This window comes from Sphingomonas sp. M6A6_1c, from assembly GCF_053345135.1.
Window position 1 is genome coordinate 469,169 of sequence record NZ_JBKEZO010000001.1, and the last position, 26,336, is coordinate 495,504.

Genomic DNA, 26,336 nt, shown 5'->3' on the forward strand with positions numbered 1-26,336 from the left:
ATATTGTCCGCTCGTGCCACTTGACGTAATGGGAAGGTATCGCACCTATACGGCATCCCGCAAGTCTCGGTTGCCTGCAAAAGAGAGGATTCCATGACCAACGTCGTCATTGCCGGTTATGCGCGCTCGCCCTTCCACCTCGCCGGCAAGGGCGCACTCGCCCGCGTCCGCCCGGACGACCTCGCCGCGCAGACGATCCGCGGGCTGATCGACAAGACCGGCGTCGACGCGTCCGAGATCGAGGACATCATCCTCGGCTGCGCGTTCCCGGAGGGCGAACAGGGGCTCAACGTCGCGCGGCTGATCGGCCTGCTCGCCGATCTGCCGCTGTCGGTCGGCGGCATGACGGTCAACCGCTTCTGCGGGTCGTCGATGAGCGCGATCCATATCGCGATGGGCCAGATCCAGATCGGCGCGGGCGAGGCGTTCATCTGCGCCGGACTCGAATCGATGAGCCGCATCCCGATGGGTGGCTACAATCCCCTTCCCAATCCGGTGCTCGCGAAGGCGAACCCCGGCGCCTACATGGGAATGGGCGACACCGCCGAGAACGTCGCGACCAAGTATCAGATCACCCGGGGCGAGCAGGATGCGTTCGCGGTGAAGAGTCAGCAGAAGGCCGCTGCGGCGCGCGCCGACGGCCGCCTCGCCGACGAGATCGTGCCGATCACCACCAAGGCCGGCACGGTCAGCGAGGACGGCACGATCCGCCCCGACACCACGGTCGAGGCGCTCGGCGCGCTCAAGCCCGCGTTCAGCCAGGACGGGTCGGTGACCGCCGGCACCTCGTCGCCGCTGACCGACGGCGCGTCGGCGGTGCTCGTCACCTCCGAGGAGTTCGCGAAGAAGCACGGTCTCAAGATCCTCGCCCGGATCAAGGCAGTGGGCGTGTCGGGGATCGAGCCCGAGACGATGGGCCTCGGCCCGATCAGCGCCTCGCAAAAGGCGCTCGCCCGCGCCGGCGTGTCGGTCGCCGACCTCGATGTGGTCGAGATCAACGAGGCGTTCGCCAGCCAGGCGATCGCCTGCATCCGCGACCTCGGCCTCAAGGACGATACGATCAACAAGGACGGCGGCGCGATCGCGATCGGCCATCCGCTCGGCGCGACCGGCGCGCGGATCGTCGGCAAGGCGGCGGCGCTGCTCGAGCGCGAGGGCGGCCGCTATGCGCTGGCGACCCAGTGTATCGGCGGCGGTCAGGGCATCGCCACGGTACTGGAGCGCGCATGATGGCCGACGCTATTCGCAAGGTCTGCGTGATCGGCGCCGGCGTGATGGGCGCGGGGATCGCCGCACAGGTCGCCAATGCCGGCATCCCCGTGCTGCTGCTCGATATCCCCGCCCGCGAGGGTGACGATCGCGACGCGGTCGCCAAAAGCGCCGTCGCCAGGATGCTCAAGACCGATCCCGCGCCGTTCATGTCGATCGGCGCGGCGAAGCTGGTCGAGACGGGCAATATCGACGATCATCTGGACCGCGTCGCGACATGCGACTGGATCATCGAGGCGATCGTCGAGCGGCTCGACATCAAGCAGTCGCTCTACGCCAAATTGGAGGCGCTGAAGCGGCCCGGCACCGCGGTGTCGTCGAACACCTCGACGATCCCCCTGGCCAATCTGGTCGAGGGGCGTTCGGACCAGTTCAAGGCCGACTTCCTCATCACGCATTTCTTCAATCCGCCGCGCTACATGCGGCTGATCGAGATCGTCCGCGGCGAACATACCGATGTCGCGGTGGCGGAGAAGGTCGAGGCGTTCGTCGACCGCTTCATGGGCAAGCGCATCGTCCGCGCCAAGGATACGCCGGGCTTCATCGCCAACCGTATCGGCACCTATTGGCTCGCGGTCGCGATCAACGCGGCGATGGACCAGGGCCTCACGATCGAGGAGGCCGACCAGATCGGCGGCCGGCCGATGGGCGTGCCCAAGACCGGCATCTTCGGCCTCGTCGATCTCGTCGGCGTCGACCTGATGCCGCTCTTGTCGAAGAGCCTGTCCTCGACGCTGCCGCAGGGCGACCCCTATTTCGATACCGTCCGCCCGATGCCGCTGGTCGACCGGATGATCGCGGACGGCTTCACCGGCCGCAAGGGCAAGGGCGGCTTCTACCGCTTCGACAAGGCGACCAGGACCAAGCTCGCGCTCGATCTCGCCACCGGCGACTATCGCGAGGGGATCAAGCCCGCCGCATTGCCGCCCAAGGCGGAGAAGGACCTCGCCGCGCTGATCGCGGTCCCCGGCAAGGTCGGCGATTACGCGTGGGAGATCCTCGGCAAGACGCTCGCTTATGCCGCGATGCTGGTCGGCGAGGCCGCCGACGATATCGTCGGTATCGATGATGCGATGAAGCTCGGCTACAATTGGAAGTTCGGGCCGTTCGAGCTGATCGACAAGATCGGCGCCGCCACCTTCGCCACGCGGCTGCGCGACGAGGGCCGCAGCGTCCCCGCGATCCTCGACACCGCCGGCGATCGTCCCTTCTACCGCGTCGTCGACGGCAAGCGCCAGTTCCTCACCCTTGAGGGCGACTATGCCGACGTCGTGCGCGGCGAAGGCGTCGTGCTGCTCGAGGACATCAAGCTCGGCGCCGAGCCGATCGTCAGGAATGCCTCCGCGGCGCTGTGGGATATCGGCGACGGCGTCGCGGCGCTCGAATTCACCACCAAGATGAACGCGCTCGACGGCGAGATCATGGCGCTGATCCAACAGGCGATTCCGATCGTCGAGGCGCGGTTCAAGGCGCTGGTGATCTACAACGAGGGCTCGAACTTCTCGGCCGGCGCCAATCTCGGCATGGCGATGTTCGCCGTCGCCGCGGGGATGTGGGGCGAGATCGAGAAGCTGATCGCCGGCGGTCAGCAGGCGTTGAAGGCGCTGAAATACGCCCCCTTCCCCGTCGTGTCGGCGCCGGCCGGCATGGCGCTGGGCGGCGGCTGCGAAGTGCTGCTCCATTCGGACGCGGTGCAGGCGCATGCGGAAAGCTATGTCGGCCTCGTCGAATGCGGCGTCGGCCTGCTCCCCGGCTGGGGCGGCAACGGCGAGATGCTCGACCGGTTCGCGAAGGCGCCGATGATGCCGCGCGGGCCGATGCCCGCGGTCGCCAAGGCGTTCGAGACGATCTCGACCGCGCAGGTCTCCAAATCCGCGGCGCTCGCCAAGGAGATGATGTTCCTGCGGCCGGACGACGGCATCACGATGAACCGCGACCGGCTGCTCGCCGACGCCAAGGCGAAGGCGTTGTCTTTGGTCGAGAGCTATGCGGCGCCGGAGAAGCCGACCTTCCGCCTGCCGGGCGAGAGCGGCCGCGGCGGCATCGCCGGCGTGGTCGACGGCTTCCGCAAGAAGGGTCTGGCGACCGAATATGACGAGATCGTCTCGGGCCGGCTGGCGATGGTGCTGACCGGCGGCGACGCCGACCTGGTCGACATCGTGCAGGAGGACGACCTCCTGACGCTGGAACGCGAAGGCTTCATGGCCGCGGTAAAGGACCCGCGGACGCAGGCGCGCGTCCAGCAGATGCTGACGACGGGGAAACCGTTACGGAACTGACCTTGGCCGGATCGACATTCGGAGTTTTGGCTAAATTCCTCCCCCGCCAGGGGGAGGTGGCGCGGCGAAGCCGTGACGGTGGGGGAGGACACGGAACCGAGGTGTCGCTTACCTCCCCCTCCGTCATGCCTGCGGCATGCCACCTCCCCCTGGCGGGGGAGGACTTACGCTATGACGATGAATGCCGATCCGGCCTAAGTCCTCCCCCGCAAGAAAGTGGCAGGCCGAAGGCCTGACGGAGGGGGAGGATACGGCGAACGAGGTCGTATGGGGAAACGCCCCCTCCACCACCGGCCTGCGGCCGGCGGTCCCCAGCGTGAGGTCGATCGTGCCCCCGGCACGATCTTGGATTGCCGGGGGCAATCCAACCTCACGTTCCCGCTTCGCGAGGGAGGAATTCTACCCGTGGCTGCCACGCCGCACGTGCCTCAAAACCCGCCATCCCCACCCAAGCCGCGCTTGACACCCGACGCCAGCGGGTTAGGCGGGCCGCAGGTTGCCGTATACGGCATCCTGTTAGCCATTAGGTCATCGTTCATCTCTGACCGGCAATGATGGCGACATACCGCGACCGTACAGATGCGGCGCGAAAGCTTTTGGAAGGCTTGTTCGATGCATGCGGCTGTTAGCGTGCATCCCGGAGAGGAGAATCATCATGTCCCTGCTTTTGCTCGGCGCCCTGCTCGCAGCGGCCCCTGCCCCCGCCGCCGACACGGCGATCGGTCGCTGGAAGACGGAGACGAAGAACGGCATCGTCGAGATCCAGCGCTGCGGCCCGTCGATCTGCGGCCGCCTGCTGACCTCCGAACTGCTCCGCCGGCAGCCCGACCTCAAGGACGCCAACAACCAGAACGTCGCGCAGCGCAGCCGCCCGCTCAAGGGCCTGCTGCTGATCAGCGGCTTCACCGCTGACGGCGACGGCTGGTCCGGCGGCCAGATCTACAATCCCGACGACGGCAAGACCTACAAGGCAAAGGTGACGCCGGTCGACGCGAACACGCTCAAGGTCCGCGGCTGCGTCTTCGTGCCGCTCTGCAAGACGCAGACCTGGACCCGCGTCCGCTAATCCGCTCCATTCCCAGTCAGCTTTAGGATTACCCCAATGACATTCCGTAAGACTTCCCTGCTCGCCACCGCGGTGCTCGGCTCGTTCGGCTTCGCCACCGTCGCGCATGCGCAGGCCTTCTACCTTCAGGAACAGTCGGCGCGCGGCGCCGGTCGCGCCTTCTCGGGCGAAGTTGCCGATACCGGCCCGCAGTCGCTGTGGTGGAACCCCGCGTCGATCGCCGGCATGGAGAATGGCGAAGCCGCCATCAACGCTTCGGGCATCCTGCCACGCGGTAAGGTCGTCGATAACGGCACCGTGGTACAGCGCACGCCGGCCGGCGCATTCGCCCCGGTCAACGGCACGGCCGGCGCCAACAGCGTCGCCCGCAACCCGATCGACAACGGCCTGCTGCCCTCGGGCGCGATCGCGATGCCGTTCGGCCCGGTTGCGATCGGCCTCGCAGTGACCTCGCCGTACAGCTTCACCACCGATTACGATTCGACCAGCTGGACCCGCTACAGCGCGACCCGCACCAAGCTGCAGACGATCGACATCCAGCCGTCGATCGCCATCGCGCTGACCGACTGGCTGCGCGTCGGCGGTGCTGCCAACGTCGAGCACGTCTACGCCAGCCTCGGCAACAACCTGCCCAACATCACCTCGGCGACCGACGGCCGGCAGAAGCTGGAAGGCGACGGCTGGGATCTCGGCTGGACCGCAGGCATGCAGATGCATAACGACTGGGCGACGGTCGGCGTCAGCTACAAGTCGCGCATCGAGCATACGCTGAAGGGCGATCTGCTGGTCGAGGGTCTCGTCGGCCCGCTCGCGACGCAGAACCGCACCGTCAACGATGTCGAGGCGAGCTTCTACACCCCCGCGCAAGTCATCGTCGGCGCACGCATCCGCGCCACGCCGCAGTTGACGCTCAACGGTCAGGCCGTCCGCTACAATTGGAGCAAGTTCGACGCGATCCGTCTCGGCGCACCGATCAACACCGCGCTGCCCGAAAATTATCGCGACAGCTACAGCCTCGCCGGCGGCGTCGATTATGCCGTCTCGCCGCAGCTGACGCTGCGCGCCGGCGTGCAGCGCGCGACCACCCCGACGCAGGACGGCCTGCGCGACGCGCGCGTGCCCGACGCCAACCGCTGGAACTACGGCGCCGGCGGCACCTTCCAGCTGACGCCGAAGATCGGCATCGATCTGGCGGCGAACTATGTCGACTTCTCCGACACGACGATCGACCGTCGCACCGGCGCCTACCTTGGTACCGCTGCGCAGACGATCGTTGCTACCAATGGCACGTTGCAGGACGCGCACGCGATCGTCCTCTCGGCGGGCGCGCATATCGGCTTCTGACCAAAAAGTCCGGGTTTCGCCTATGTTAGGTGGAACCCGGACCTATCCTGCCGCGTACTCTCCCCAAGCGTTTGCTTTGGTTGGATAAGGCAGGATAAGCCCCACCGGAGCCAACGGACGATCGGGATCATAGAGGTTCCGACGCTCGCAGCATAACGGGGGCCACGATGAGCCAGAATGAATTCCAGATGTCCCGCCGCGGGGTAATCGCGGTCGGGACCGTCGGCGTGGCCGCAACCGCGCTGCCCGCCGAAGCCGCGACGCCGCAGATGCAGGATCGTGACCCGATCCCGACCGTGCCGGTGACGCTCAAGGTCAACGGCCGCACCAGCAAGCTCGACCTCGACACCCGCACCACGCTGCTCGACGCGTTGCGCGAGCATTGGAAGCTGACCGGCACCAAGAAGGGTTGCGATCACGGCCAATGCGGTGCCTGCACCGTGCTGGTCGACGGTCGCCGGATCAACTCCTGCCTGACGCTCGCGGTGATGCACGACGGCGACGAGATCACCACGATCGAGGGGCTCGGCAAGCCCGACGACCTGCACCCGATGCAGGCTGCCTTCATCAAGCACGACGGCTATCAGTGCGGCTATTGCACGCCCGGCCAGATCTGTTCGGCGGTGGCGGTGCTCGACGAGATCAAGCGCGGCGTCCCCAGCCACGTCCAGGCCGATATCGCCGGCCAGCCGACCGCCTCCGCGACGGAGATGCGCGAGCGGATGAGCGGCAACATCTGCCGCTGCGGTGCCTATTCCAACATCATCGAAGCGATGAGCGAAGTCGCGGGGGCAAAAGCATGAAGGCCTTTACCTACGAGCGGGCCGAAACGCCCGCGGCCGCTGCCGCGGCGGTCGCGGCCAAGCCCGGCGCCAAGTTCATCGCCGGCGGCACCAATCTGCTCGACCTGATGAAGCTCCAGATCGAGGAGCCGGTGCATCTGGTCGACGTCAACCGCCTCGCGCTCGACAAGATTGAGCCGACGCCGGATGGCGGGCTGCGCATCGGCGCTCTGGTCCGCAACACCGATCTCGCCGCCGACGCCCGCGTCCGCCGCGATTACGGCGTGCTCACCCGCGCGATCGTCGCCGGTGCGAGCGGTCAGCTTCGCAACAAGGCGACGACCGCGGGCAATCTGCTCCAGCGTACCCGCTGCCCCTATTTCTACGATACCAATCAGCCGTGCAACAAGCGGAAGTCCGGTTCGGGCTGCGCCGCGATCGGCGGCTACAGCCGTCAGCTCGGCATCATCGGCACCAGCGACGCCTGTATCGCAACTTATCCCGGCGACATGGCGGTGGCGATGCGCGTGCTCGACGCGACGGTGGAGACGGTGCAGCCCTCGGGTCAGACCCGGCGCATCCCGATCGCCGACTTCCACCGTCTGTGGGGCAACACGCCGCATATCGATACCAATCTGCAGCCGGGCGAGCTGATCACCGCGGTGACGCTGCCCAAGCCGGTCGGCGGCACGCACATCTACCACAAGGTGCGCGACCGCGCCTCCTACGCCTATGCGCTCGTCTCGGTGGCGGCGATCCTCCAGCGCGACGGCAGCGGCCATGTCGCGATCGGCGGCATCGCGCCCAAGCCGTGGCGCGTCGAGGCGGCGGAAGCCGCGCTGCCGCAGGGGGCGAAGGCGGTCGCCGGCCGCCTGCTCGCGGGTGCCCGCCCGACCTCCGACAATGCCTTCAAGGTGCCCCTCGTCGAGCGCACGCTCGCCGCGGTCATGGCCGAAGCGAAAGACGCAGCATGAAGTTCGACCAACCCGCCGGCCAGAATCCGATCGACCAGCTCAAGGTCATCGGCAAGCCCACCGATCGCATCGACGGCAAGTTCAAGACCACCGGCACCGCGCCCTATGCCTATGAACGCCACGATGTCGTTCCCGATGCGGCCTATGGCTATGTCGTCGGTGGCGGCATCGGCAAGGGACGCATCGCGTCGATGGACCTCGCCGCCGCCAAGGCCGCGCCGGGCGTGCTGACGATCGTCACTGCCGACAGCGCCGGTGCGCTCGGCAAGGGCGACATGAACACCGCCAAATTGCTCGGCGGCCCCGCCGTCGATCATTATCATCAGGCGATCGCGCTGGTGGTGGCGGAAACGTTCGAACAGGCGCGTGCCGCCGCATCGCTGATCCGCGTCGATTACGCCCGCGGGCAGGGCCGCTTCGATCTCGACACCGCGCTCAAGACCGCTCCGCTGAAGGGCGACAGCAGCGGCGAGGGCAGCTCGGCACCGCCCGTCGACCGCGTCGGCAATTTCGAAAAGGCCTTTGCCGCCGCCCCGGTCCAGCTCGACGCGCTCTACGAGACGCCCGACCAGAGCCACGCGATGATGGAGCCGCACGCGAGCATCGCGCGCTGGGAAGGCGACAAGCTGACGCTGTGGACCTCCAACCAGATGATCGCCTGGGGCAAGGGCGACGTCGCCAAGACGCTCGGCATTCCCAAGGACAACGTCCGCCTGATCTCGCCCTATATCGGCGGCGGTTTCGGCGGCAAGCTGTTCGTCCGGGCCGATGCGGTGCTCGCCGCGCTGGGCGCGCGCCAGGCCGGTCGTCCGGTCAAGGTGACGCTGCAGCGTCCGCTGATGTTCAACAACACCACCCACCGCCCGGCGACGCGCCAGCGCATCCGCCTCGGCGCCGGCAAGGACGGCAAGCTCACCGCGATCGCGCACGAGAGCGGGTCGGGCGATCTGCCCGGCGGCGGTCCCGAGACCGCGGTGTCGCAGACCAAATTGCTCTACGCCGGCGCCAACCGCCTCACCTCGATGCGGCTTGCGGTGCTCGACCTGCCCGAGGGCAATGCGATGCGCGCCCCCGGCGAGGCCCCTGGCCTGATGGCGCTTGAGGTCGCGATGGACGAGATGGCGGAAAAGCTGAACATGGACCCCGTCCAGTTCCGCATCCTCAACGACACCCAGGTCGATCCCGAAAAGCCCGGCCGCAAATTCTCGCAGCGCCAGCTCGTCGAATGCCTGCGCATGGGCGCCGACAAGTTCGGCTGGTCGCAGCGTCAGGCCAAGCCCCGCTCGGTCCGCGACGGCCGCTGGCTGGTCGGCATGGGCGTCGCCTCGGGCTTCCGCAACAACATCACGATGAAGTCGGGCGCCCGCGTCGGCATCGACAAGAAGGGCATGGTCACCGTCGCCACCGACATGACCGACATCGGCACCGGCAGCTATACGATCATCGCGCAGACCGCCGCCGAGGTAATGGGCGTGACCCTCGACAAGGTGAACGTCCTGCTCGGCGACAGCAGCTTCCCCGTCGCCGCCGGTTCGGGCGGGCAATGGGGCGCGAACAGCTCGACCGCGGGCGTCTATGCCGCCTGCATGAAGCTGCGCGAGACGGTGGCGCAGAAGCTCGGCTTCAACTCCGCCGACGTCGAATTCGCCGACGGGAAGGTGCGCTCGGGCAACCGCAGCGTGCCGCTGGCGCAGGCGGCGGGCGATGCCGGCCTCTCCGCCGAGGATATCATCGAGTTCGGCGATCTCGCCAAGAAGGAACAGCAATCGACCTTCGCCGGCCATTTCGTCGAGGTCGGCGTCGATGCCTATACCGGCGAGATCCGCATCCGCCGCATGCTCGCGGTCTGCGCAGCGGGCCGCATCCTCAACCCTAAGTCGGCGCGCAGCCAGGTGATCGGCGCGATGACGATGGGCGTCGGCGCGGCGCTGATGGAGGAACTCGCGGTCGACAAGCGCTTCGGCTTCTTCGTCAATCACGATCTTGCCACCTACGAAGTGCCGGTACACGCCGACATCCCGCATCAGGAGGTGGTCTTCCTCGACGAGGTCGATCCGATGTCCTCGCCGATGAAGGCCAAGGGCGTCGGCGAACTCGGCCTGTGCGGCGTCGGCGCTGCGATCGCCAATGCGATCTACAATGCCAGCGGCGTGCGCATCCGCGAATATCCGATCACGCTCGACAAGGTCATCGCCGGCAGTGCGATGATCGTGTGATCCGTCTTCCCCTCTCCCGGGAGAGGGGCAAGGACGCTCATATCGCCCTCATGCCGGACGTGATCCGGCATCCCGCTTCTTCGTACCGCCCGAAGAAGCGGGACCCCGGCGCAAGGCCGGGGTGACTGACCGGGTCGGGACACGACCGAATACCACAGACGTTTATGGAACGCTTACCCGTCCCGCGCCACCGCCACCGCGGCGACGTGCAGCGGATAGTCGCGGTCGTCCTCCGCCATCCATATGCTGCCCGCGCGATCCCTGAGGTAGAAGCGGCAATAGATGCTGCGATCCCCCGCGAAGCGCAGGCACACCCGATCCGGCGTCACGCGGTAACGCCCCGCTGAATCGGGCTTGTCGTTGTAGCGCAGCGTATAATCCTCGCCCACCGCCGCGAACCGCTCGACCGGCGGCACCGCCCCGCCGCGCGTCTGCACGCTGCCGCGCACCAGCCGTTCCAGCGCCGCGCCGCGCACCAGCGTCATCTGCTCGGCACCGCGGATCGGCACGGGCAGTCGCGGCGGCGTCGGCGCGGGCGCGGAGGGCGAACAGGCACCCAGCATCGTCGCCGCGATCATGATCCGCTTCATCGTTTCGTCCCTCATCCTATGCCGCCGCCCTAGCACGGCCGACGCAGCGCGAAACGCCCCACGGGAACCGCGCACCGCGCCCGAACGCTTCACCCCGCGATGACCGAAACGACCCTGCTGTGGCTGCGCCAGGACCTGCGCCTCCACGACCAGCCCGCCCTCGTCGCCGCCGCGCATGCCGGTCCGGTGATCCCCGTCTACATCCTCGACGACGACGCGCCCGGCCAATGGCGGATCGGCGGCGCGCAACGCTGGTGGCTGCACCACAGCCTCGAATCGCTCGGTAAGGATCTCGCCGCCAAGCACAGCCGCCTGATCCTGTGCCGCGGCGACGCCGTCGCGATCCTCAGGCACCTGCTCGAGGAGACCGGCGCCACCCGCATCCACGCGATCCGCCATTACGAACCGTGGTGGCGCAAGCAGGAGGATGCGCTCGGCGATGTGCTGGAACTGTACGACGGCAACCGCCTGTCGCGGGTCGAGGACGTTACCACCGGTGCCGGCACGCCGTTCCGCGTCTTCTCGTCCTTCTGGCGCGCATTGCAGGCGCAACTGCCACCCGAGGAGCCGCTCGCCGCGCCGCGCGCCATCCCCGCGCCCGACCATTGGCCGAAGAGCGATGCGCTCGCCGACTGGGACCTCCTCCCCACCAAGCCCGACTGGTCGATGGCGTTCGACGCCGACTGGACGCCGGGTGAGAAGGAAGCGCTCGCCAAGGCGAAGGACTTCCCCGCCGAGGTCGCCGCCTACGACCGCCGCCGCAACCTCCCCTCGGAGGAAGGCACGTCGCGCCTCTCCCCCCACCTCCACCACGGCGAGATATCGCCGCGCACCGTCTATCATGCGTTAGGCCACGGTGCCGAGGCGGCGGCCTTCCTGCGCGAGCTGGCGTGGCGCGACTTCACCGCCGGCGTGCTGCTCGCGCTGCCCGATTACGGCAGCGTCAACGGCCGCCACAAATATGATGCCTTGCCCTGGCGCGACGACGCCGCTGCAAAGCGCGACCTCGAGGCGTGGCAGCAGGGCCGCACCGGTTATCCGATCGTCGACGCCGGCATGCGCCAGCTCTGGCAATCGGGCTGGATGCACAATCGCGTGCGGATGATCACCGCCAGCTTCCTCGTCAAACATCTGCTGATCGACTGGCGCGAGGGTGAGCGCTGGTTCTGGGACTGCCTGATCGATGCCGATTACGGCAACAATTCGGTCAACTGGCAGTGGATCGCCGGCACCGGCGTCGACGCCAATATGTTCGGCCGGATCATGGCGCCGCTCGGCCAGTCCGAGAAGTTCGACGCTGCCGACTATATCCGCGAATGGGTGCCGGAGCTGGCCGATCTGTCCGACGAGACGATCCACGATCCCGACGCGCATGGTACCCGCCCCGACGCCTATCCCGCCAAGATCATCGGCCACCGCGAAGGGCGCGAGCGCGCGCTCGCCGCGGCAAAGACGCTCCCATAGGCCTGACCAAGTCGACTCTTCTGCGAAACTACCCCAGTGCTCCACCAGCGACGCTCCCTCGGTCCCGACCCGCGGAAACGATAAAAACCGCACGGAAAAACTTCAATCCGACCCGCCGGTCCCTATATGGAGAGCAGCGAAGGCCCCGCCTGCGAGACCCGGCCACGCTCCTCCCGGAGAGGCCGACCCCGCGAGAAAGCCTTACCCTTCGCATGCACCTCCACCTTCCCGCCGCCCTTGATCCGCGCCTCTATCTCAGGCCGCGGCGGCGCGGGATCGCCTCGGTCAATGCCGAGGTGCGCGACGGCATCGTTCCCGCCGGCGACGATATCGCGCAGACCGCCGACCATAGCGGCGGCGAGGCACCGACGCGCAATTACCGCACGGTGGCGCTGATCATCGCCACCGCGATGTTCATGGAAAATCTCGACGCGACGGTGCTCGCCACCGCGCTGCCGACGATGGCGCGCGACTTCGGCGTGCGCGCGCCCGAGATGAGCATCGCGCTCACCTCCTACCTCCTGGCGCTGGCGATGTTCATCCCCGCGTCGGGAACGATGGCGGACCGGTTCGGCGCGCGCCGCGTGTTCCGCGCCGCGATCGGACTGTTCGTCGTCGGCAGCCTCGCCTGCGGCCTGTCGCCCAGCCTTGAGATAATGGTCGCCGCCCGTTTCCTGCAGGGGATCGGCGGCGCGATGATGATGCCGGTCGGGCGGCTGGTGCTGCTCCGCTCGGTCGCCAAGCGCGACATGGTTTCGGCGATGTCGTGGCTGATCATGCCGGCGCTGATCGGGCCGATCGTCGGGCCGCCGGTCGGCGGGTTGATCGTCACCTATCTCGACTGGCGCTGGATCTTCTGGCTCAATCTGCCGATCGGCATCGCCGGCATCGTCCTCGTCGGCCGCTTCATCGCCGACGTGCGCGAGGACACGCCGCATAAGTTCGATCCGCTCGGCTTCCTGCTGTCGGGCGCCGCGCTCGGCTGCCTGCTGTTCGGGTTCGAGATGGCGAGCCGCCCCGGCGAGGGCCGGCTGGCGGCGACGCTGATCGCCACCGGCGCGGTGTTCGGCCTCGGCTATTGGCACCATGCGAAGCGCACCAAACATCCGATCCTCGATCTGTCGCTGATGCGCATCCCGACCTTCCGCCTGTCGGTTCTCGGCGGCTCGCTGGCGCGGATCACGCAGGGCGCGCAGCCGTTCCTGCTGCCGCTGATGATGCAGCTCGCCTTCGGCCTTTCCGCCGCGCAGAGCGGCGCGATGACCGTCGCCTCGGCAATCGGCTCGTTCGGGATGAAGGGCGTGGCGCGGCGCATCCTCAAGCGCTTCGGCTTCCGCAACAGCCTCGTCGTGATGGGAGTCGCCGGCACCGCCGCCTATGCCTGTTGCGGGCTGTTCGATCCCGCCTGGCCGCTGCCCGCGGTCTTTGCGGTGCTCGTCGTCTCGGGCTTCCTGATGTCGTTCCAGTTCACCGCCTACAACACCATCGCCTATGACGAGATCGCCAAGGACCGGATGAGCGCGGCGACCAGCTTCTATTCGACCTTCCAGCAATTGATGCTGTCGCTCGGCATCTGCATCGGCGCGACCGCGCTCCACGTCTCGATGCTGTGGCGCGGGGCGAGCAGCGTGACGTTTCCGGACTTCACCTTCGCCTTTTGGACGGTGACGGCGATCTCGCTGACCGCGATCCTCGTCAACGCCAGATTCGATCCGCAGGCCGGCGCCGAACTGAGCGGCCGGGCGAAAGCCTGACCGCCGACGCCGAACGCACAACGACCCGGAACGGCATGGCCGCTCCGGGTCGCCCTCACCCCAATACGCGGGTGGAAACGGTCAGCGCTTCGCCGCCGCCTTCTGCGCGCGGGCCTGCTTGGCGTAATGGTGGTGCATCGCGACGCAACCGGCGGCCGCGCCCATCACCGCATGGCCCTTGCCGACATAATGGCCCGCGACCCCGCCGGCGGCGGCGCCGCGGATACAGCCTTTGGCGAGCGCCGGCTGTGCGCCGACGAGGGCGGTGGCGGCGGCGAGGAACATCAGACTCTTCATTGCGAACTCCTGTAACGAAACCTTGCTGCGACAAGCCGTGACGCAACCGTCATGTTCCATGAATTCGGCGTCATGCCGGTGTCATCGCCTCCCAACGCCGCGGATCGATCGTCTCGCGCAGGAAGGCGACGAAGGCGTTCACCGCCGCCGGCACCGCCGGGCTGCGCAGATGCACCGCATAGATGCCGACCTCCGTCGACCCCTCCCAATCGGCGAGCACGCGCACCAGCCGCCCGTCGCGCAAGGCGTCGCCGACATCCCATAACGAGCGCAGCGCGATCCCCACGCCGCCGAGCGCGAGTTCGCGCACCATCTCGCTCGAATTCGTCCGCACATGGCTCGCGCGTTCGATCGCGACGGTCTTGCCGGCGGCGACCAGCCGCCACGGCATCTGCCCGTCGGCGGCGAGCAGGCGATGGCCGGCGAGATCGCCGATCCGGTCCGGCGCGCCATGGTCGGCGAGATAGGCCGGCGCCGCGCACAATACGCGCCGGCTCTCGCCGAGCCGGTGCGCCACGACGGTCCCCGGCACCGCCCCCGCGATGCGGATCGCGCAATCGACCCGCTCGCCAAGCAGGTCGACGAAATGGTCGCTGAGGTCGAAGGCGAGGTCGATCCGCGGATACGCCGCCAGAAACGCGCCCAGATGCGGCGCGACGTGCAGCCGCCCGAACGACGTCGGCGCCGAGACGCGCAGTGGCCCTGACGGCTTGCCACGCGCGCCGGTCACCCGCGCCTCCGCCTCGCCCAGCGCGGCGAGCACCCCGTCCAGATCGTCGCGAAACCGCGCCCCCGCATCGGTCAGCGCCAGCCGCCGCGTGGTCCGGTGAACGAGCCTGACGCCCAGTCTGTTCTCCAGCCGTTGCAACCGCTTGGAGGCCATGGCCGGCGAGATGTTCAGGCTGCGCGCCGCGGCCGACAGGCTGCCGCCCGCCGCCACAGCGACGAACAGCGCATAGTCCGGATCGAACGCCATTCGTTCCTCACAGGATAAACTGCTTCAACATCTTCATGGCTAGCGAACGGCCGGCCATCGGTCTAGCCTCGCTGCTCATGCGAGAGGATAGAGAATTTATGACCCGCGCCGGCCTCGTCATCGCCCCCCCGCTGGCCACCTTCATCGAGGAAAGCGCCCTCCCCGGCACCGGCCTCGACCCCGCGGCCTTCTGGTCCGGCGTGGCCGCGCTCCTCGCCCGCTTCGCCCCCGATAACCGCGCCCTCCTCGCCGAACGCGACCGGCTCCAGGCGGCGATCGACGCCTGGCATCGCGCCAACATTTTCGACCCCGCCGCCTATCACGCCTTCCTGACCGACCTCGGCTATCTCATCGCGGAGCCCGCCCCCTTCGCGATCGACCCCGCGGGCGTCGATGCCGAGATCGCGACGATGGCGGGACCGCAACTGGTCGTCCCGATCCTCAACGCCCGCTTCCTCCTCAACGCGGCCAACGCCCGCTGGGGCAGCCTCTACGATGCGCTCTACGGCACCGATGCGCTCCCCGGCACGCCCGCCCCCGGCGGCTATGACGCGGCGCGCGGTGCCGAGGTGATCGCCTGGGCCAAGGCGTTCCTCGACGACGTCGTCCCGCTCGCCACCGGCAGCTGGACCGACTGGCGCGGGGGCACCCCCGATCTTGTCGATCCCGCCCAGTTCGTCGGCCGCGCCGGCGACACGCTGCTCCTCCGCCACCACGGCCTGCACATCGAATTGGTGATAGACCGCACCCACCCGATCGGCGCCGGCGACCCCGCCGGCATCGCCGACGTGCGCCTCGAAAGCGCGCTCACCACGATCTGCGACCTCGAAGACTCGATCGCCGCGGTCGATGCCGACGACAAGGTCACCGCCTACGCCAATTGGCTCGGGCTGATGCGCGGCGACCTCACCGCCAGCTTCGCCAAAGACGGCGAGACGCGCAGCCGCATGCTCGCCTCCGACCGCAGCTACACCGCCCCCGACGGCAGCACGCTGACGCTGCCCGGCCGCAGCCTGCTGTTCGTCCGCAACGTCGGCCATCTGATGACGACCCCCGCGGTCCGCCTGCCCGACGGCAGCGATGCACCCGAAGGTATCCTCGACGCGATCGTCACCGCGCTGATCGCGCGCCACGATGCCGGCCGCAACAGCCGCACCGGTTCGATCTATATCGTCAAGCCCAAGATGCATGGCCCCGCCGAAGCCGCCTTCACCGATCGCCTGTTCGACGCGGTCGAGGATTTGCTCGCGTTGCCGCGCCACACGATCAAGGTCGGCCTGATGGACGAGGAACGCCGCACCAGCGCCAATCTCGCCGCCTGCATCCATGCGCTCCGCCACCGCCTCGTCTTCATCAACACCGGCTTCCTCGACCGCACCGGCGACGAGTTGCACACGTCGATGCACGCCGCCGCGATGATCCCCAAAAGTGAGATGAAGGCGAGCGCATGGATCGCCGCCTACGAAAACCGCAACGTGCAGATCGGCCTCGCCTGCGGCCTGTCGGGCAAGGCGCAGATCGGCAAGGGCATGTGGGCCGCGCCCGATCGCATGGCCGACATGCTCGACCAGAAGATCGGCCACCCGCACAGCGGCGCCAACACCGCCTGGGTCCCCTCGCCGACCGCCGCGACGCTGCACGCGACGCATTACCACCGCGTCGACGTCTTCGCCCGCCAGCGCGAGCGCAGCGCTGAGGCCCCCGCGCCGCTCGCCGACCTGTTCGCCATCCCCGCCGCCGAATCAGGGCGCAACTGGTCGGCGGACGAGGTGCGCGCCGAGCTCGACAACAATGCGCAGGGCATCCTCGGCTATGTCGTGCGCTGGGTGGATCAGGGGATCGGCTGTTCCAAGGTCCCCGACATCAACGACATCGGCCTGATGGAAGACCGCGCGACGCTGCGCATCTCGTCGCAGCATATCGCGAACTGGCTGCTGCATGGGGTGGCGTCGCCGGCCGACGTCGATGCCGCCTTCGCGCGGATGGCGGCGAAGGTCGACGCGCAGAATGCCGGCGATCCGCTCTATCGTCCGATGCACGGCAACGAGGACACCAGCCTCGCCTACCAGGCCGCCCGCGCGCTCCTGTTCGAGGGGATCGACCAGCCCAATGGCTATACCGAACCTCTGCTCCACCGCTTCCGCGCCGCGCGCAAGGCGGCGGACGCTCAGTAGGGCGGCGCCTTCACCGCCCGTTGCGCCCGCGCCGCCTCGGTCCACCATGCGAGGTCGTCGGCGAAGCGCGGGAACGCCTTGGCGAGGCTCGCGCCGCCGTCGCCGACCGGCTCGGCCTCGGCGGTGAGCGCATGGCCGATGCCGCCGACCGCGAGGCTGCTCGACACCACGACCATCCCCATCTCCGACAGGATGCCGTGCCACGCCAGCCCCGCACGCGCACCGGCGAAGCGCCCGGCCGAATAGCTGGCGATCGCCGCCGGCCGCCAATACCATTCCTCGAGGAAATGGTCGGTCAGGTTCTTGAGGCCCGGCTGGACGCTCCAATTATATTCGCCGGCGACGAAGACGAAGGCGTCCGCCGCCTTGATCTTGCCCGCCAGCGCCTCGAGCGCCGCCGGCGCCTCGCCTGCGGGATATTCCTTGTACATCCGGTCGAGCATCGGCAGGTCGAGCGCCTTCGCGTCGATCAGCTCGGCATCGGCGCCACGCGCGCGGAATGCGTCGACCAGATAATGCGCGAGGCGGATGCCCTGCCGGTCGGACCGGTAGGACCCGTAGAAGATCAGGATGGTGTCGCTCATCAATACCCCTTCGCGGCAAGTGCCGGGGAGCGCAAGGCGCGCTCCCCGGTCGGGGTCAGGCGGCGTCGACCAGGACGATCTCGGCATCCTCGGTCGCGGTGATGCGGATAACCGACTCGTCGACGATCGCCGCGCCGTCGCGCGCGTCGAGCGCCACGCCGTTGATCTCGACCTTGCCGGTCGCCGGCACCAGATAGGCGTGGTGGCCGGCACCCAGGGCATATTCCGCCGTTTCGCCCGCCTTGATCGTCGCGCCGACGATGCGTGCGTCGGTGCGGATCGGCAGCGCGTCGGTATCGTCGCCGAAGCCGCTGGCGAGCGTCACGAACGTGCCCGAGCGTTCACCCTTGGGGAAGGGCTTGGCGCCCCAGGACGGTGCGGCGCCGCGCGTCTTCGGCTCGATCCAGATCTGGAAGATCGTCGTCGTGCCGGGCTCGCGGTTGTATTCCGAATGGCGCACGCCCGATCCGGCGCTCATCACCTGCACGTCGCCCGCCTCGGTACGGCCGATATTGCCCAGGCTGTCCTGATGCGTGATCGCACCTTCGCGGACATAGGTGATGATCTCCATGTCGGCATGCGGATGCGGCGGAAAGCCGGTGCCGGCGGCGATCGTATCGTCGTTCCACACGCGGATCGGGCCCCAGCCCATCCGCTTGGGATCGTAATAGTTCGCGAAGGAGAAATGATGCTTGGCATCGAGCCAGCCGTGGTTGGCACCGCCGAGGCTGGCGAAGGGGCGACGGTCGATCATGGTCTGTCTCCTGTGGAAGCCGGGACGCTTCCTGTTGAGCCCAAGATGGGGGAGCGGGCGGCTTGACGAAACGGCAATGATGGCATCTCATCATTGCCGAATATGACACGTCGCCTTCCCGATTTCGAAGCCTGGGCGATCTTCGCCAAGGTCGCCGAGCGCAACTCCTTCGCGGGCGCGGCGGAGGCGCTCGGCCTCGCCAACCCGACCGTGTCGAAGGCGATCGCGCGGCTGGAGGCGCGGCTCGGCGTCGCCTTGCTGTCGCGCACCTCGCGGCGCCTGTCGCTGACCGAGGCGGGGCGCGCGGCGCTCGCCCGCGCCGGTCGCATCCTGCAGGAGGGCGAGGCGCTGGAGGACGAGGCGGCGGAGCAGTCCGACGTCGCGCGCGGGCTGGTGCGGATCAGCGCGCCGCTGTCGTTCGGCACCGCTTATGTCGGCGCGACGCTGCCCGACTTCCTCTCCGCCTATCCCGAGATCACGCTCGACTTCGCGCTCAGCGACCGCCGCGTCGATCTCGTCGCCGAAGGCTTCGACCTCGCGCTGCGCATCGCCGCGCTGGAGGACAGTTCGCTTCTCGCACGACGGCTGTGCACGGTGCGCATCCTGCTCGTCGCCGCACCCGCCTATCTCGACGCACACGGGCGGCCGAGCCATCCGGCGCAGCTCAAGGATCATTGCGCGCTCGCTTATACCGGCGGGTCGAGCCGCGGCGTCTGGCGCTTCGGCCATCCGCAGTTTGGCGAGGAGACGGTCGAGCCGCCGGTACGCGTCTGGACCGACAACGCCGATATGCTCAACCCGGCGCTGCTCGCCGGTCAGGGGCTCGCGTTACAGCCAGAGTTCCTCGTCTGGCGCAAGATTCGCGAGGGGCGGCTGGAGGTGGCGATGCCCGAATGGAGCGTCGCGCCGCTCGGCCTCCATCTCATCACCCCGCCGAGCCCGCTGCGCCCGCGCCGTGTCGCGGTGGTGATCGACCATCTCGCCAAAGCGCTGGCGAAAGCGCCCTGGGCGACGGCGTCGTAGCGGGATCGACATTCATCGTCGTAGGTTAAGTCCTCCCCCGCCAGGGGGAGGAATTGTCATTGTCCACGAGTTGAACGTCGATCGGCCCTTAGATCCGGTGATAGGCGCGATACCAGTCGACGAAGCGCGGCACGCCGACGTCGATCGTGGTGGTCGGCCGATAGCCTAGATCGTCGGCGATCGCGGTGATATCGGCGAAGGTCCGCACCACGTCGCCGGGCTGGATCGGCAGGTCGCGACGCACCGCCGGCCGGCCGATTGCCGCTTCGAGCAACCCGATCACACGGCCGAGCGGCTCGGAGCGGTTGTTGCCGATGTTGTAGAGCCGGTGCGGCGCGACGCTGCCGCCCGCCTTCTCCTGCCCGTCGTCGGGCGGCGGCTGGTCGTGCGCGGCGATCACCCCGGCGACGATATCGTCGATGAAGGTGAAGTCGCGCTCCATCTGGCCGTTGTTGAACACCGGGATCGGCTCGCCCGCGAACATCGCGCGGGTGAAGATCCACAGCATCATGTCCGGCCGCCCCCATGGGCCGTAGACGGTGAAGAAGCGCAAGCCGGTCTGCGGCAGCCGATAGAGGTGCGCATAGCTTTCGCTCATCACCTCATTGGCGCGCTTGGTCGCCGCATAGAGCGACACCGGGCGGTCGACGCGATCCTCGACGCGGAACGGCACCGAGGTGTTGCCGCCGTAGACCGACGAGGAGGAGGCGTAGACCAGATGCGCGACCCGCCGCGTCCGGGCGAGTTCGAGGATGTTGAGATGGCCGACGAGGTTGGACTGGCCATAGACCTCGGGATGCTCGATCGAATAGCGGACGCCGGCCTGCGCGCCGAGGTGGACGATGCGTTCGAACGCATGCGGTGCCAGCGCATCGCGCAGCGCCGCGGCATCGGCGAAATCGACGGGAAGGAAGGTGAACCGGTCGCCGTGGCGCGTGGTGAGTTCGGCGAGACGCGCCCGCTTCAAGGCCGGATCATAGTAATCGTTGAGCGAATCGATGCCGACCACGCTGTCGCCGCGCGCGAGCAGCGCCTCGGCCGTGTGCATTCCGATAAAACCCGCCGCACCAGTCACCAACGTCTTCGGCATCGTCTGTCTGCTCCGTCATCGCGAGGCCATCGACGGCCGCGCATGCTCGCTAGCCGACGATGCGCCGCTTGACGATGCCCTGCACCCAACAAGCTGAGCGATCTCCGTGACAAGCAGGCCTTGGCTTGCCAAATCCTACTCAATTGATGGAGATTGCTGATCGAACGTCAGGAGACTCTATGCCCCGGCCCGACACTCAACGACGCGCCGCGGCGGGCGTGGACTGGCCAACCATTGCCGTTGCAGTCGCCGTCTACGGCGGATGGCTGGCGATCACCGCCTGGCACGCGCTGCTGCCGCTGCCGGCGCTCGTGCTGCTCGGCGGCGCGATCGTCGGCTGGCAGGGGTCGTTGCAGCATGAGACGATCCACGGTCATCCCACGACGCGGCGCTGGCTCAACGACATGATCGGCATGCCGCCGCTGAGCCTGTACCTGCCCTATGCGATCTACCGACGCTCGCACCTCGCGCATCACGGCTGCGGGGCGATCACCGATCCCGCCGCCGATCCCGAATCGCGCTACCATGCCGGTCGCGGCATGGCGCGGCGGCTGGCGGCGGTGCAGGCGACGCTGGTCGGCCAATTGCTCGTCGGGCCGGCGATCGTGATCGGGCGGTTTTTCGCCGGCGAGATCGTGCGGATGCGGCGCGCGCCGGGCGCGGTGGCGCGCGACTGGCTGCCGCATCTCGCGGGCGCAGCGCTGCTGCTCGGGTGGCTCGGCCATGTCGGCCTGCCGATCGGCACCTATCTCATCGCCTTCGTCTACCCCGGCATCGCGCTGACGCTGTTGCGCAGCTATGCCGAGCATCGCGCCGACCTCGAGACCACCGCCCATGCGGCGATCGTCGAGCGTGGAGGACCGTTCGCCTTGCTGTTCCTCAACAACAATCTCCATGTCGCGCATCATGAGCGACCGGGCCTGCCCTGGTATCGCCTGCCCGCCTATCACCGCGCGCATCGCGAGCGATTCCTCGCCGAAGGCGGCCGCATCTATCGCGGCTATGGCGAGGTGCTGCGCCGCTTTGCGTTCGACCCGCACGACGATCTGCACCATCCCGCCTATCGACCGGATCAGCCGGCGTGACGCTGGTTGCGTCGCTCGGGATGTACGACCATCCGGCGCAGCGAGCGGCGAACGATGCGCTCTGGCACGGTATCGCGCACCGGTTGCGGGACGCGGGCATTCCGGGCGTGCCCGACGATCTCGACCGGTCGCGATCGGTCGAGGCGATCTGGCACGATTCCCGGCTGCTGCTGGCGCAGGCGTGCGGCTATCCGCTGACTGCGACCGACGCGCCGGCGGTGCGGCTGGTCGCGCTGCCGGTCTACGACGTGGCCGGCTGCGACGGTGCGACCCATAGCAGTGTCATCGTGGTGCGAGAGGCGGATCGCGCCGCTGCCGTCGCCGACTTGCGGGGACAGCGGGTGGCGATCAACGCGGCGACCTCGAACACCGGCATGAACCTGTTGCGTGCCGTAGTCGCACCGCTGGCCAATGGGGCGGCGTTCTTCTCGCAGGTCGTCGTGACGGGCGGCCACCGCGCCAGCGCCGAGGCGGTCGTGCGGGACGACGCCGATACCGCTGCGATCGACTGCGTGACCTGGGCGGCGCTGCGGCGCCATGAGCCGGGGTTGACCGAGCGGCTGCGAGTGATCGCAGCGACGGGCGCCACCACCGCGCTGCCCTTCGTGACCGCAGCGGCGACGTCCGATGCGCATATCGCCGCGATCCGGGCGGCGCTTGCGGCCGTGGTTGCCGATCCCGCCCTCACGACCGCGCGTGACGCGCTGTTCCTGCGCGATATCGTGCCGGCGGACGAGACGTCGCTGGCGCCCGTGCGATCGACCGAGCGCGAGGCGATCGCGCTCGGCTATCCCATGCTGCGATGATCGTCCCGCCTGCCGCCCGGTTCGGCGCGGAGGACGGTGTCGGGGCTGGCCAGTCGTCAGGAAGCGTTCATACTTCGTCCTTCGCCGAGTCGCCCGGCCTTGAGGAGTGAGACGCGCATGAACGCCATCGCCCTGCCCTTCGCCGCCCCCCGCCTGTCGATCGTCACGATCGGCGACGGCGAGGGCATACCCGCCTGGCAGCGCATGTTCGGCTGGCCTGCGGGCGGATCGGGTGCGGTGCCGCTCGATGCACGCTCGCCGGCGACGCGCAACATCTGGGCGGCGAAGCTCGACCGGGCGGTGCGCGAGGCGGACGCGCGCGTGCTGATCGTCGCCGAGGGACTGGGCTGCGCGGCGAGCGCGTGGTGGGCGCGGCTGTCGCCGGCCGACGACGTCCGCAAGGTCGCCGGCGCGCTGCTGTTCGCGCCGCCGGCCGATGCGGGCGGACTGTTCGCCTCGCCCCGATCGCATCTGCCGTTCCCGTCGCTCGTCATCCGTCCCGGCGGCGTGCCGGACGATCTGGCGGCGGCGGTCGACGATTGGGGCAGCCGCCTCGTCGTCGGCGATCGCGTTCGCGACCGGCGGGCGGGCGCGGTCGCGTGGCGGCAGGCGCAGCGGCTGTTCCTGCGTCTGACGCAGCAGATGGTCGACCATGACGTCGACCGCGTACGGGCTATCACCGGCTGGCGCTGAGGCGGACGTGGAGCCTTGTCGATCCCGGCCTCCCCCGCCTATCTTCGGGAGGATAGGACCATGGAGACGGCGATGCGTAAGGAATTGATGCTGATGCTGGCCGCGGCGCTGACCGGATGCGGGTCGCAACCCGAACCGCAAGCGGCCAACACCGCCAGCGCCGCCCCGAAAGAGAGCGGCTATATCGCCAAGGTCACCGCGCTGCCGCCGCGGCAGCTCAACGGCGTGCTCTACCGGGCGATCGACGATGCCAAACAGCCGTGCCAGGGCGTCGCCGCGGTGACCCGACAGGCCGACCGCAAGGGCAAGCCGGTATGGGCGGTGCGGTGCATCGAGGGCAGCGCCTGGCTGGTCGCGCTCGGCGACGACGGGGTGGCGGAGGTCACCGGCATCCCCGCCCGCGCCGGCGGTTGATCCAATGGGCGGAGCGGCCCCGGGGCCGCTCCGCATCCGTCAGGCGCCCTTGCCGAGCCAGGTCTGGACGGCGGGACGCAGACGCTCCGCCGCCGCCTTGCGGACGGCGATGCTCGACACCACCCGCTTGGCGGGACCACGCGAGGTTTCCGGCATCGTCGCGGCGAAGGCGGTGATCTTGCCCGGCATCGCCGGATCGACCGAGCCGCCGCCGAGGCCGACGATGAAGCTCGCCTTGCTGCTGTCCTCGATGAACCCCTCGACCAAGGCACGGTTCGCCACCGCCCAGTCGAACGTCATGTCGGGATGCTCGCCCGACACCGCACGCAACAGCGCGGCGCGCTGCGGCGCGGTGAAGGTGTCGGTCTTGAGCAATTCCAGCGCGCGCGCCGCCAGCGCATCGTCCTTGGCGTAGCCGAGCAGCGAGACGAAGCGGTTCTTGGCGACCGGGTTCGTTTCCGCCTTGGTCAGGCGCAGCAGCAGGTCCCAATCCGCCGCGCTCGCATTGGCGGCGAAGGTGGCTAGGATCGGCTGGCGGATCGCCGGCGGGATCGCGGTGGGATCGGTGGACAGCTTGGCGACATAGCTGCGCGCCTGCCGCAGCACCTCGGGATCGCCGTTGGCGCCGAGCTGGCCGACCAGGTTCTCGCGCAGGTTGCCGACCAGCGGCGATTCGTCCGGCCGCGCGGTGTAGCCGATGCGTTGCAGCACCGGGCCGAGGATCGCGACGGTGCGCGCGCGCAGCGGCGCGGACAGCGGCGTGCCCTCGAACAGGCCGTTGAGCCCGCCGAGCCGGCCCGACACGAGCGACCATTCGAGCGGATCGGCGTTGGTGCCGACCTGACCCATCAGCGCGAAATAGCGCGACAGATCCTGATAGCCCCCTGCCGCCAAGGCATAATCGTCGGCGAGCGTTCCGAGCCGGTCCTCGAGCGGCAGCCGCGTATAGTCGCGGACCAGGGCGTCATGGCCGGGCTGGTCGTAGAGGACGCGGGTATAGCTGCCCTTGCCCTTGTTGATCAGCAACGTGCCGCATCCCTTGACCGAGACATTGGTCGCCGGGCCGGTGACGATCGTCCGCGTCTCGCCGCCGCCGATCGTCGCGACGACCAGCGGCACCTGCCACGTCTGCGGCGTCTTCGAGGCCGCGTCGAGCCCGAAGCGGCCCTGCGCGAGCGTCGCGGTGGTCGTGCCGCCGGTGCAGCGCGCGCCGGTCAGCGTCACCAATGGAACGCCGCCCTGCAGCGTATAGCCGTGGGCGATCTCCGCCACCGGCTGGCCGGCCGCGGCCGACAGCTCGGCCCAGAGCTGTTCGGTGACGGTGTTGCCGAACTTGTATTTGGCCATGTAGCGGCGGATGCCGTCGCGGAACTTGTCGGGGCCGAGCGTCGATTCGAGCATGCCGATGACGGCCTGCCCCTTCGAATAGGTAATACCGTCGAACGCCTCGCCGATCTGGTCGACGGTTTCGATCTTGCGGATGATCGGATGGGTCGCGGCGGTCGCGTCGATGCCCATCGCCGCCTCGCGATCGGTCGACACCGCGGCGGCATCCGCCTTCCACGCCGGATTGAGATCGGCGGCGGACTTGTTCTCCATCCACGAGGCGAACCCCTCGTTGAGCCAGAGGTCGTCCCACCATTTCATCGTGACGAGATCGCCGAACCATTGGTGCGCCATCTCATGCGCGACGACGGTGAAGATGCGCTGACGACCGCTTTCGGTGGCGCGCTTCGGATCGAACAGCAATTCGGGCTCGAAATAGAAGATCGCGCCCCAATTCTCCATCGCGCCGAAGAACTGGCTCGATCCGGGGCCGGCGACCATGTCGAGCTTGGGCAGCGGATAGGGCTGGCCGAAATAGCTGTTGTAATAGGGCAGCAGCCGCTTCGCCTCGGCAAGCGCGTAATCGCCCTGGTCGACGACGCCGCGGCGGGTGATCACGCCGATCTCGACGTTCCCCGCCTGCACCGTCTTGCGCTCCAGATCGCCCATGCCGAGGTAAAGCAGATAGCTCGACATCACCGGCGTCTCGGCGAAGCGGTAGAGCTGCGTGCCGTCCGCCTGCCTGGCGACCGAGGCGGCGGGCATGTTGGAGAAAGCGAGTTGGCCGGCGGGCGCGGTCGCGGTCAGCCGGAACTTCGCCTTGAACGCGGGCTCGTCCCACATCGGAGCGAAGCGGCGCGCGTCGGGCGCCTCGAACTGCGTCGCGAGCATCCGCGCCTTCGACCCGTCCTGATTGGTATAGTCGATCGCGAACAGTCCGGCGGCGGACTGGTTGATCTTGCCGCTCCAGCGGAAGCCGACGATGTGGCGGCCGACTTTCGCGGGGGTGGGTAGCGTCAGGACGAGTTGCTGCTTGTCCTTGTCGAGCGCGAAGGGCACCGCCTTGCCGTCGACCGTCGCCGCGGCGATCGCCAGATCGGCGGCGTTGAGCGTGATCGTACCGGTCGCCGCCTTGACGTCGATCTGAACGGTCTCGCTGCCGGTGAAGGTCATCGCCTGCGCATCGGGCGTGACATTGATGTCGTAGAGCACCGGAACGACGGTCGCGGGCAGGCTGCCGGCGGCGAGCGCGGGGGTGGAGACGGTCAGGGCAAGGGCGGCGGCGACGGCTAGCTTCATGGAAGGACACACTCCGGAAACACTGTATCATCCGGCCCATACGCCTTTGTTCGGCGCGGGCAAGACGGGGCTTGCTG

22 protein-coding genes are annotated in these 26,336 nt (G+C 68.4%); 15 read left to right on the plus strand and 7 right to left on the minus strand.

Features of this window, described 5'->3' with window-relative positions:
• The first annotated feature begins 93 nt into the window (after positions 1 to 93).
• The 7 genes from ACLBWH_RS02110 (at position 94) to paoC (ending at position 9,930) form a co-directional block, all read left to right on the plus strand.
• Positions 94 to 1,230 (plus strand): thiolase family protein, encoded by a 1,137-nt coding sequence (locus ACLBWH_RS02110; protein ID WP_322847909.1) that lies wholly within the window; start codon positions 94 to 96, stop codon positions 1,228 to 1,230.
• Entirely contained in the window at positions 1,230 to 3,548 is a 2,319-nt protein-coding gene (locus ACLBWH_RS02115; RefSeq protein ID WP_447796434.1) for a 3-hydroxyacyl-CoA dehydrogenase NAD-binding domain-containing protein, read from the plus strand. The genes ACLBWH_RS02110 and ACLBWH_RS02115 overlap by 1 nt, the downstream gene beginning before the upstream one ends.
• 655 nt (positions 3,549 to 4,203) lie before the next feature.
• Positions 4,204 to 4,614 (plus strand): DUF2147 domain-containing protein, encoded by a 411-nt coding sequence (locus ACLBWH_RS02120; protein ID WP_322847907.1) that lies wholly within the window; start codon positions 4,204 to 4,206, stop codon positions 4,612 to 4,614.
• Between the two features lie 36 nt (positions 4,615 to 4,650).
• Positions 4,651 to 5,958: an OmpP1/FadL family transporter gene (locus tag ACLBWH_RS02125; RefSeq protein ID WP_322847906.1), complete on the plus strand. Its 1,308-nt coding sequence runs from the start codon at positions 4,651 to 4,653 to the stop codon at positions 5,956 to 5,958.
• A gap of 167 nt (positions 5,959 to 6,125) precedes the next feature.
• Positions 6,126 to 6,761: an aldehyde dehydrogenase iron-sulfur subunit PaoA gene (paoA, locus tag ACLBWH_RS02130; RefSeq protein ID WP_322847905.1), complete on the plus strand. Its 636-nt coding sequence runs from the start codon at positions 6,126 to 6,128 to the stop codon at positions 6,759 to 6,761.
• Positions 6,758 to 7,714: an FAD binding domain-containing protein gene (locus tag ACLBWH_RS02135; protein WP_447796436.1), complete on the plus strand. Its 957-nt coding sequence runs from the start codon at positions 6,758 to 6,760 to the stop codon at positions 7,712 to 7,714. Before paoA ends, ACLBWH_RS02135 begins: the two co-directional genes overlap by 4 nt.
• Positions 7,711 to 9,930: an aldehyde oxidoreductase molybdenum-binding subunit PaoC gene (paoC, locus tag ACLBWH_RS02140; RefSeq protein ID WP_447796438.1), complete on the plus strand. Its 2,220-nt coding sequence runs from the start codon at positions 7,711 to 7,713 to the stop codon at positions 9,928 to 9,930. The genes ACLBWH_RS02135 and paoC overlap by 4 nt, the downstream gene beginning before the upstream one ends.
• A gap of 173 nt (positions 9,931 to 10,103) precedes the next feature.
• On the opposite strand, the gene ACLBWH_RS02145 is transcribed toward paoC, so the two are convergent.
• Positions 10,104 to 10,520 carry a hypothetical protein gene (locus tag ACLBWH_RS02145; RefSeq protein ID WP_447796440.1) on the minus strand — a complete coding sequence of 139 codons (417 nt, stop codon included), beginning with the start codon at positions 10,518 to 10,520 and terminating at the stop codon, positions 10,104 to 10,106.
• Between the two features lie 99 nt (positions 10,521 to 10,619).
• On the opposite strand from ACLBWH_RS02145, the gene ACLBWH_RS02150 reads away from it, so the two are divergent.
• Both ACLBWH_RS02150 and ACLBWH_RS02155 read left to right on the plus strand, forming a co-directional pair.
• Positions 10,620 to 11,984, plus strand: coding sequence for a cryptochrome/photolyase family protein (locus tag ACLBWH_RS02150; RefSeq protein ID WP_447796442.1), 1,365 nt, complete (start codon positions 10,620 to 10,622; stop codon positions 11,982 to 11,984).
• Between the two features lie 212 nt (positions 11,985 to 12,196).
• Complete coding sequence (locus tag ACLBWH_RS02155; protein ID WP_447796444.1) at positions 12,197 to 13,738, plus strand: DHA2 family efflux MFS transporter permease subunit; 1,542 nt, start codon at positions 12,197 to 12,199, stop codon at positions 13,736 to 13,738.
• Between the two features lie 81 nt (positions 13,739 to 13,819).
• On the opposite strand, the gene ACLBWH_RS02160 is transcribed toward ACLBWH_RS02155, so the two are convergent.
• Together ACLBWH_RS02160 and ACLBWH_RS02165 are read right to left on the minus strand one after the other, a co-directional pair.
• On the minus strand, positions 13,820 to 14,035 hold the full coding sequence (locus ACLBWH_RS02160; protein ID WP_322847899.1) for a hypothetical protein: 216 nt from the start codon (positions 14,033 to 14,035) through the stop codon (positions 13,820 to 13,822).
• 70 nt (positions 14,036 to 14,105) lie between these two features.
• On the minus strand, positions 14,106 to 15,011 hold the full coding sequence (locus ACLBWH_RS02165) for a LysR family transcriptional regulator (RefSeq protein ID WP_322847898.1): 906 nt from the start codon (positions 15,009 to 15,011) through the stop codon (positions 14,106 to 14,108).
• A gap of 77 nt (positions 15,012 to 15,088) precedes the next feature.
• On the opposite strand from ACLBWH_RS02165, the gene ACLBWH_RS02170 reads away from it, so the two are divergent.
• Positions 15,089 to 17,185 carry a malate synthase G gene (locus ACLBWH_RS02170; RefSeq protein ID WP_447796446.1) on the plus strand — a complete coding sequence of 699 codons (2,097 nt, stop codon included), beginning with the start codon at positions 15,089 to 15,091 and terminating at the stop codon, positions 17,183 to 17,185.
• On the opposite strand, the gene ACLBWH_RS02175 is transcribed toward ACLBWH_RS02170, so the two are convergent.
• Positions 17,179 to 17,769, minus strand: coding sequence for an NADPH-dependent FMN reductase (locus ACLBWH_RS02175; protein ID WP_322847896.1), 591 nt, complete (start codon positions 17,767 to 17,769; stop codon positions 17,179 to 17,181). The genes ACLBWH_RS02170 and ACLBWH_RS02175 overlap by 7 nt on opposite strands.
• A 55-nt stretch (positions 17,770 to 17,824) precedes the next feature.
• Entirely contained in the window at positions 17,825 to 18,523 is a 699-nt protein-coding gene (locus tag ACLBWH_RS02180; RefSeq protein ID WP_447796449.1) for a pirin family protein, read from the minus strand.
• 102 nt (positions 18,524 to 18,625) lie between these two features.
• On the opposite strand from ACLBWH_RS02180, the gene ACLBWH_RS02185 reads away from it, so the two are divergent.
• Positions 18,626 to 19,546: a LysR family transcriptional regulator gene (locus tag ACLBWH_RS02185; protein WP_447796451.1), complete on the plus strand. Its 921-nt coding sequence runs from the start codon at positions 18,626 to 18,628 to the stop codon at positions 19,544 to 19,546.
• Positions 19,547 to 19,634: 88 nt separating this feature from the next.
• On the opposite strand, the gene ACLBWH_RS02190 is transcribed toward ACLBWH_RS02185, so the two are convergent.
• Complete coding sequence (locus ACLBWH_RS02190) at positions 19,635 to 20,636, minus strand: NAD-dependent epimerase/dehydratase family protein (RefSeq protein ID WP_447796453.1); 1,002 nt, start codon at positions 20,634 to 20,636, stop codon at positions 19,635 to 19,637.
• A gap of 179 nt (positions 20,637 to 20,815) precedes the next feature.
• Between ACLBWH_RS02190 and ACLBWH_RS02195 the strand changes: the two genes are divergently transcribed.
• The 4 genes from ACLBWH_RS02195 (at position 20,816) to ACLBWH_RS02210 (ending at position 23,634) form a co-directional block, all read left to right on the plus strand.
• Positions 20,816 to 21,721, plus strand: coding sequence for a fatty acid desaturase (locus ACLBWH_RS02195; RefSeq protein WP_447796455.1), 906 nt, complete (start codon positions 20,816 to 20,818; stop codon positions 21,719 to 21,721).
• A complete protein-coding gene (locus tag ACLBWH_RS02200) occupies positions 21,718 to 22,527 on the plus strand; it encodes a phosphate/phosphite/phosphonate ABC transporter substrate-binding protein (protein WP_447796457.1) in 810 nt (269 codons plus the stop codon). Before ACLBWH_RS02195 ends, ACLBWH_RS02200 begins: the two co-directional genes overlap by 4 nt.
• A gap of 117 nt (positions 22,528 to 22,644) precedes the next feature.
• Positions 22,645 to 23,220 carry an alpha/beta hydrolase gene (locus tag ACLBWH_RS02205; RefSeq protein WP_447796459.1) on the plus strand — a complete coding sequence of 192 codons (576 nt, stop codon included), beginning with the start codon at positions 22,645 to 22,647 and terminating at the stop codon, positions 23,218 to 23,220.
• 72 nt (positions 23,221 to 23,292) lie between these two features.
• Complete coding sequence (locus ACLBWH_RS02210) at positions 23,293 to 23,634, plus strand: hypothetical protein (protein ID WP_447796460.1); 342 nt, start codon at positions 23,293 to 23,295, stop codon at positions 23,632 to 23,634.
• A 39-nt stretch (positions 23,635 to 23,673) separates the two neighbouring features.
• Here the strand turns inward: ACLBWH_RS02210 and ACLBWH_RS02215 are convergent, their stop codons facing one another.
• Positions 23,674 to 26,259, minus strand: coding sequence for a M1 family metallopeptidase (locus ACLBWH_RS02215; RefSeq protein ID WP_447796462.1), 2,586 nt, complete (start codon positions 26,257 to 26,259; stop codon positions 23,674 to 23,676).
• Positions 26,260 to 26,336: the final 77 nt, after the last annotated feature.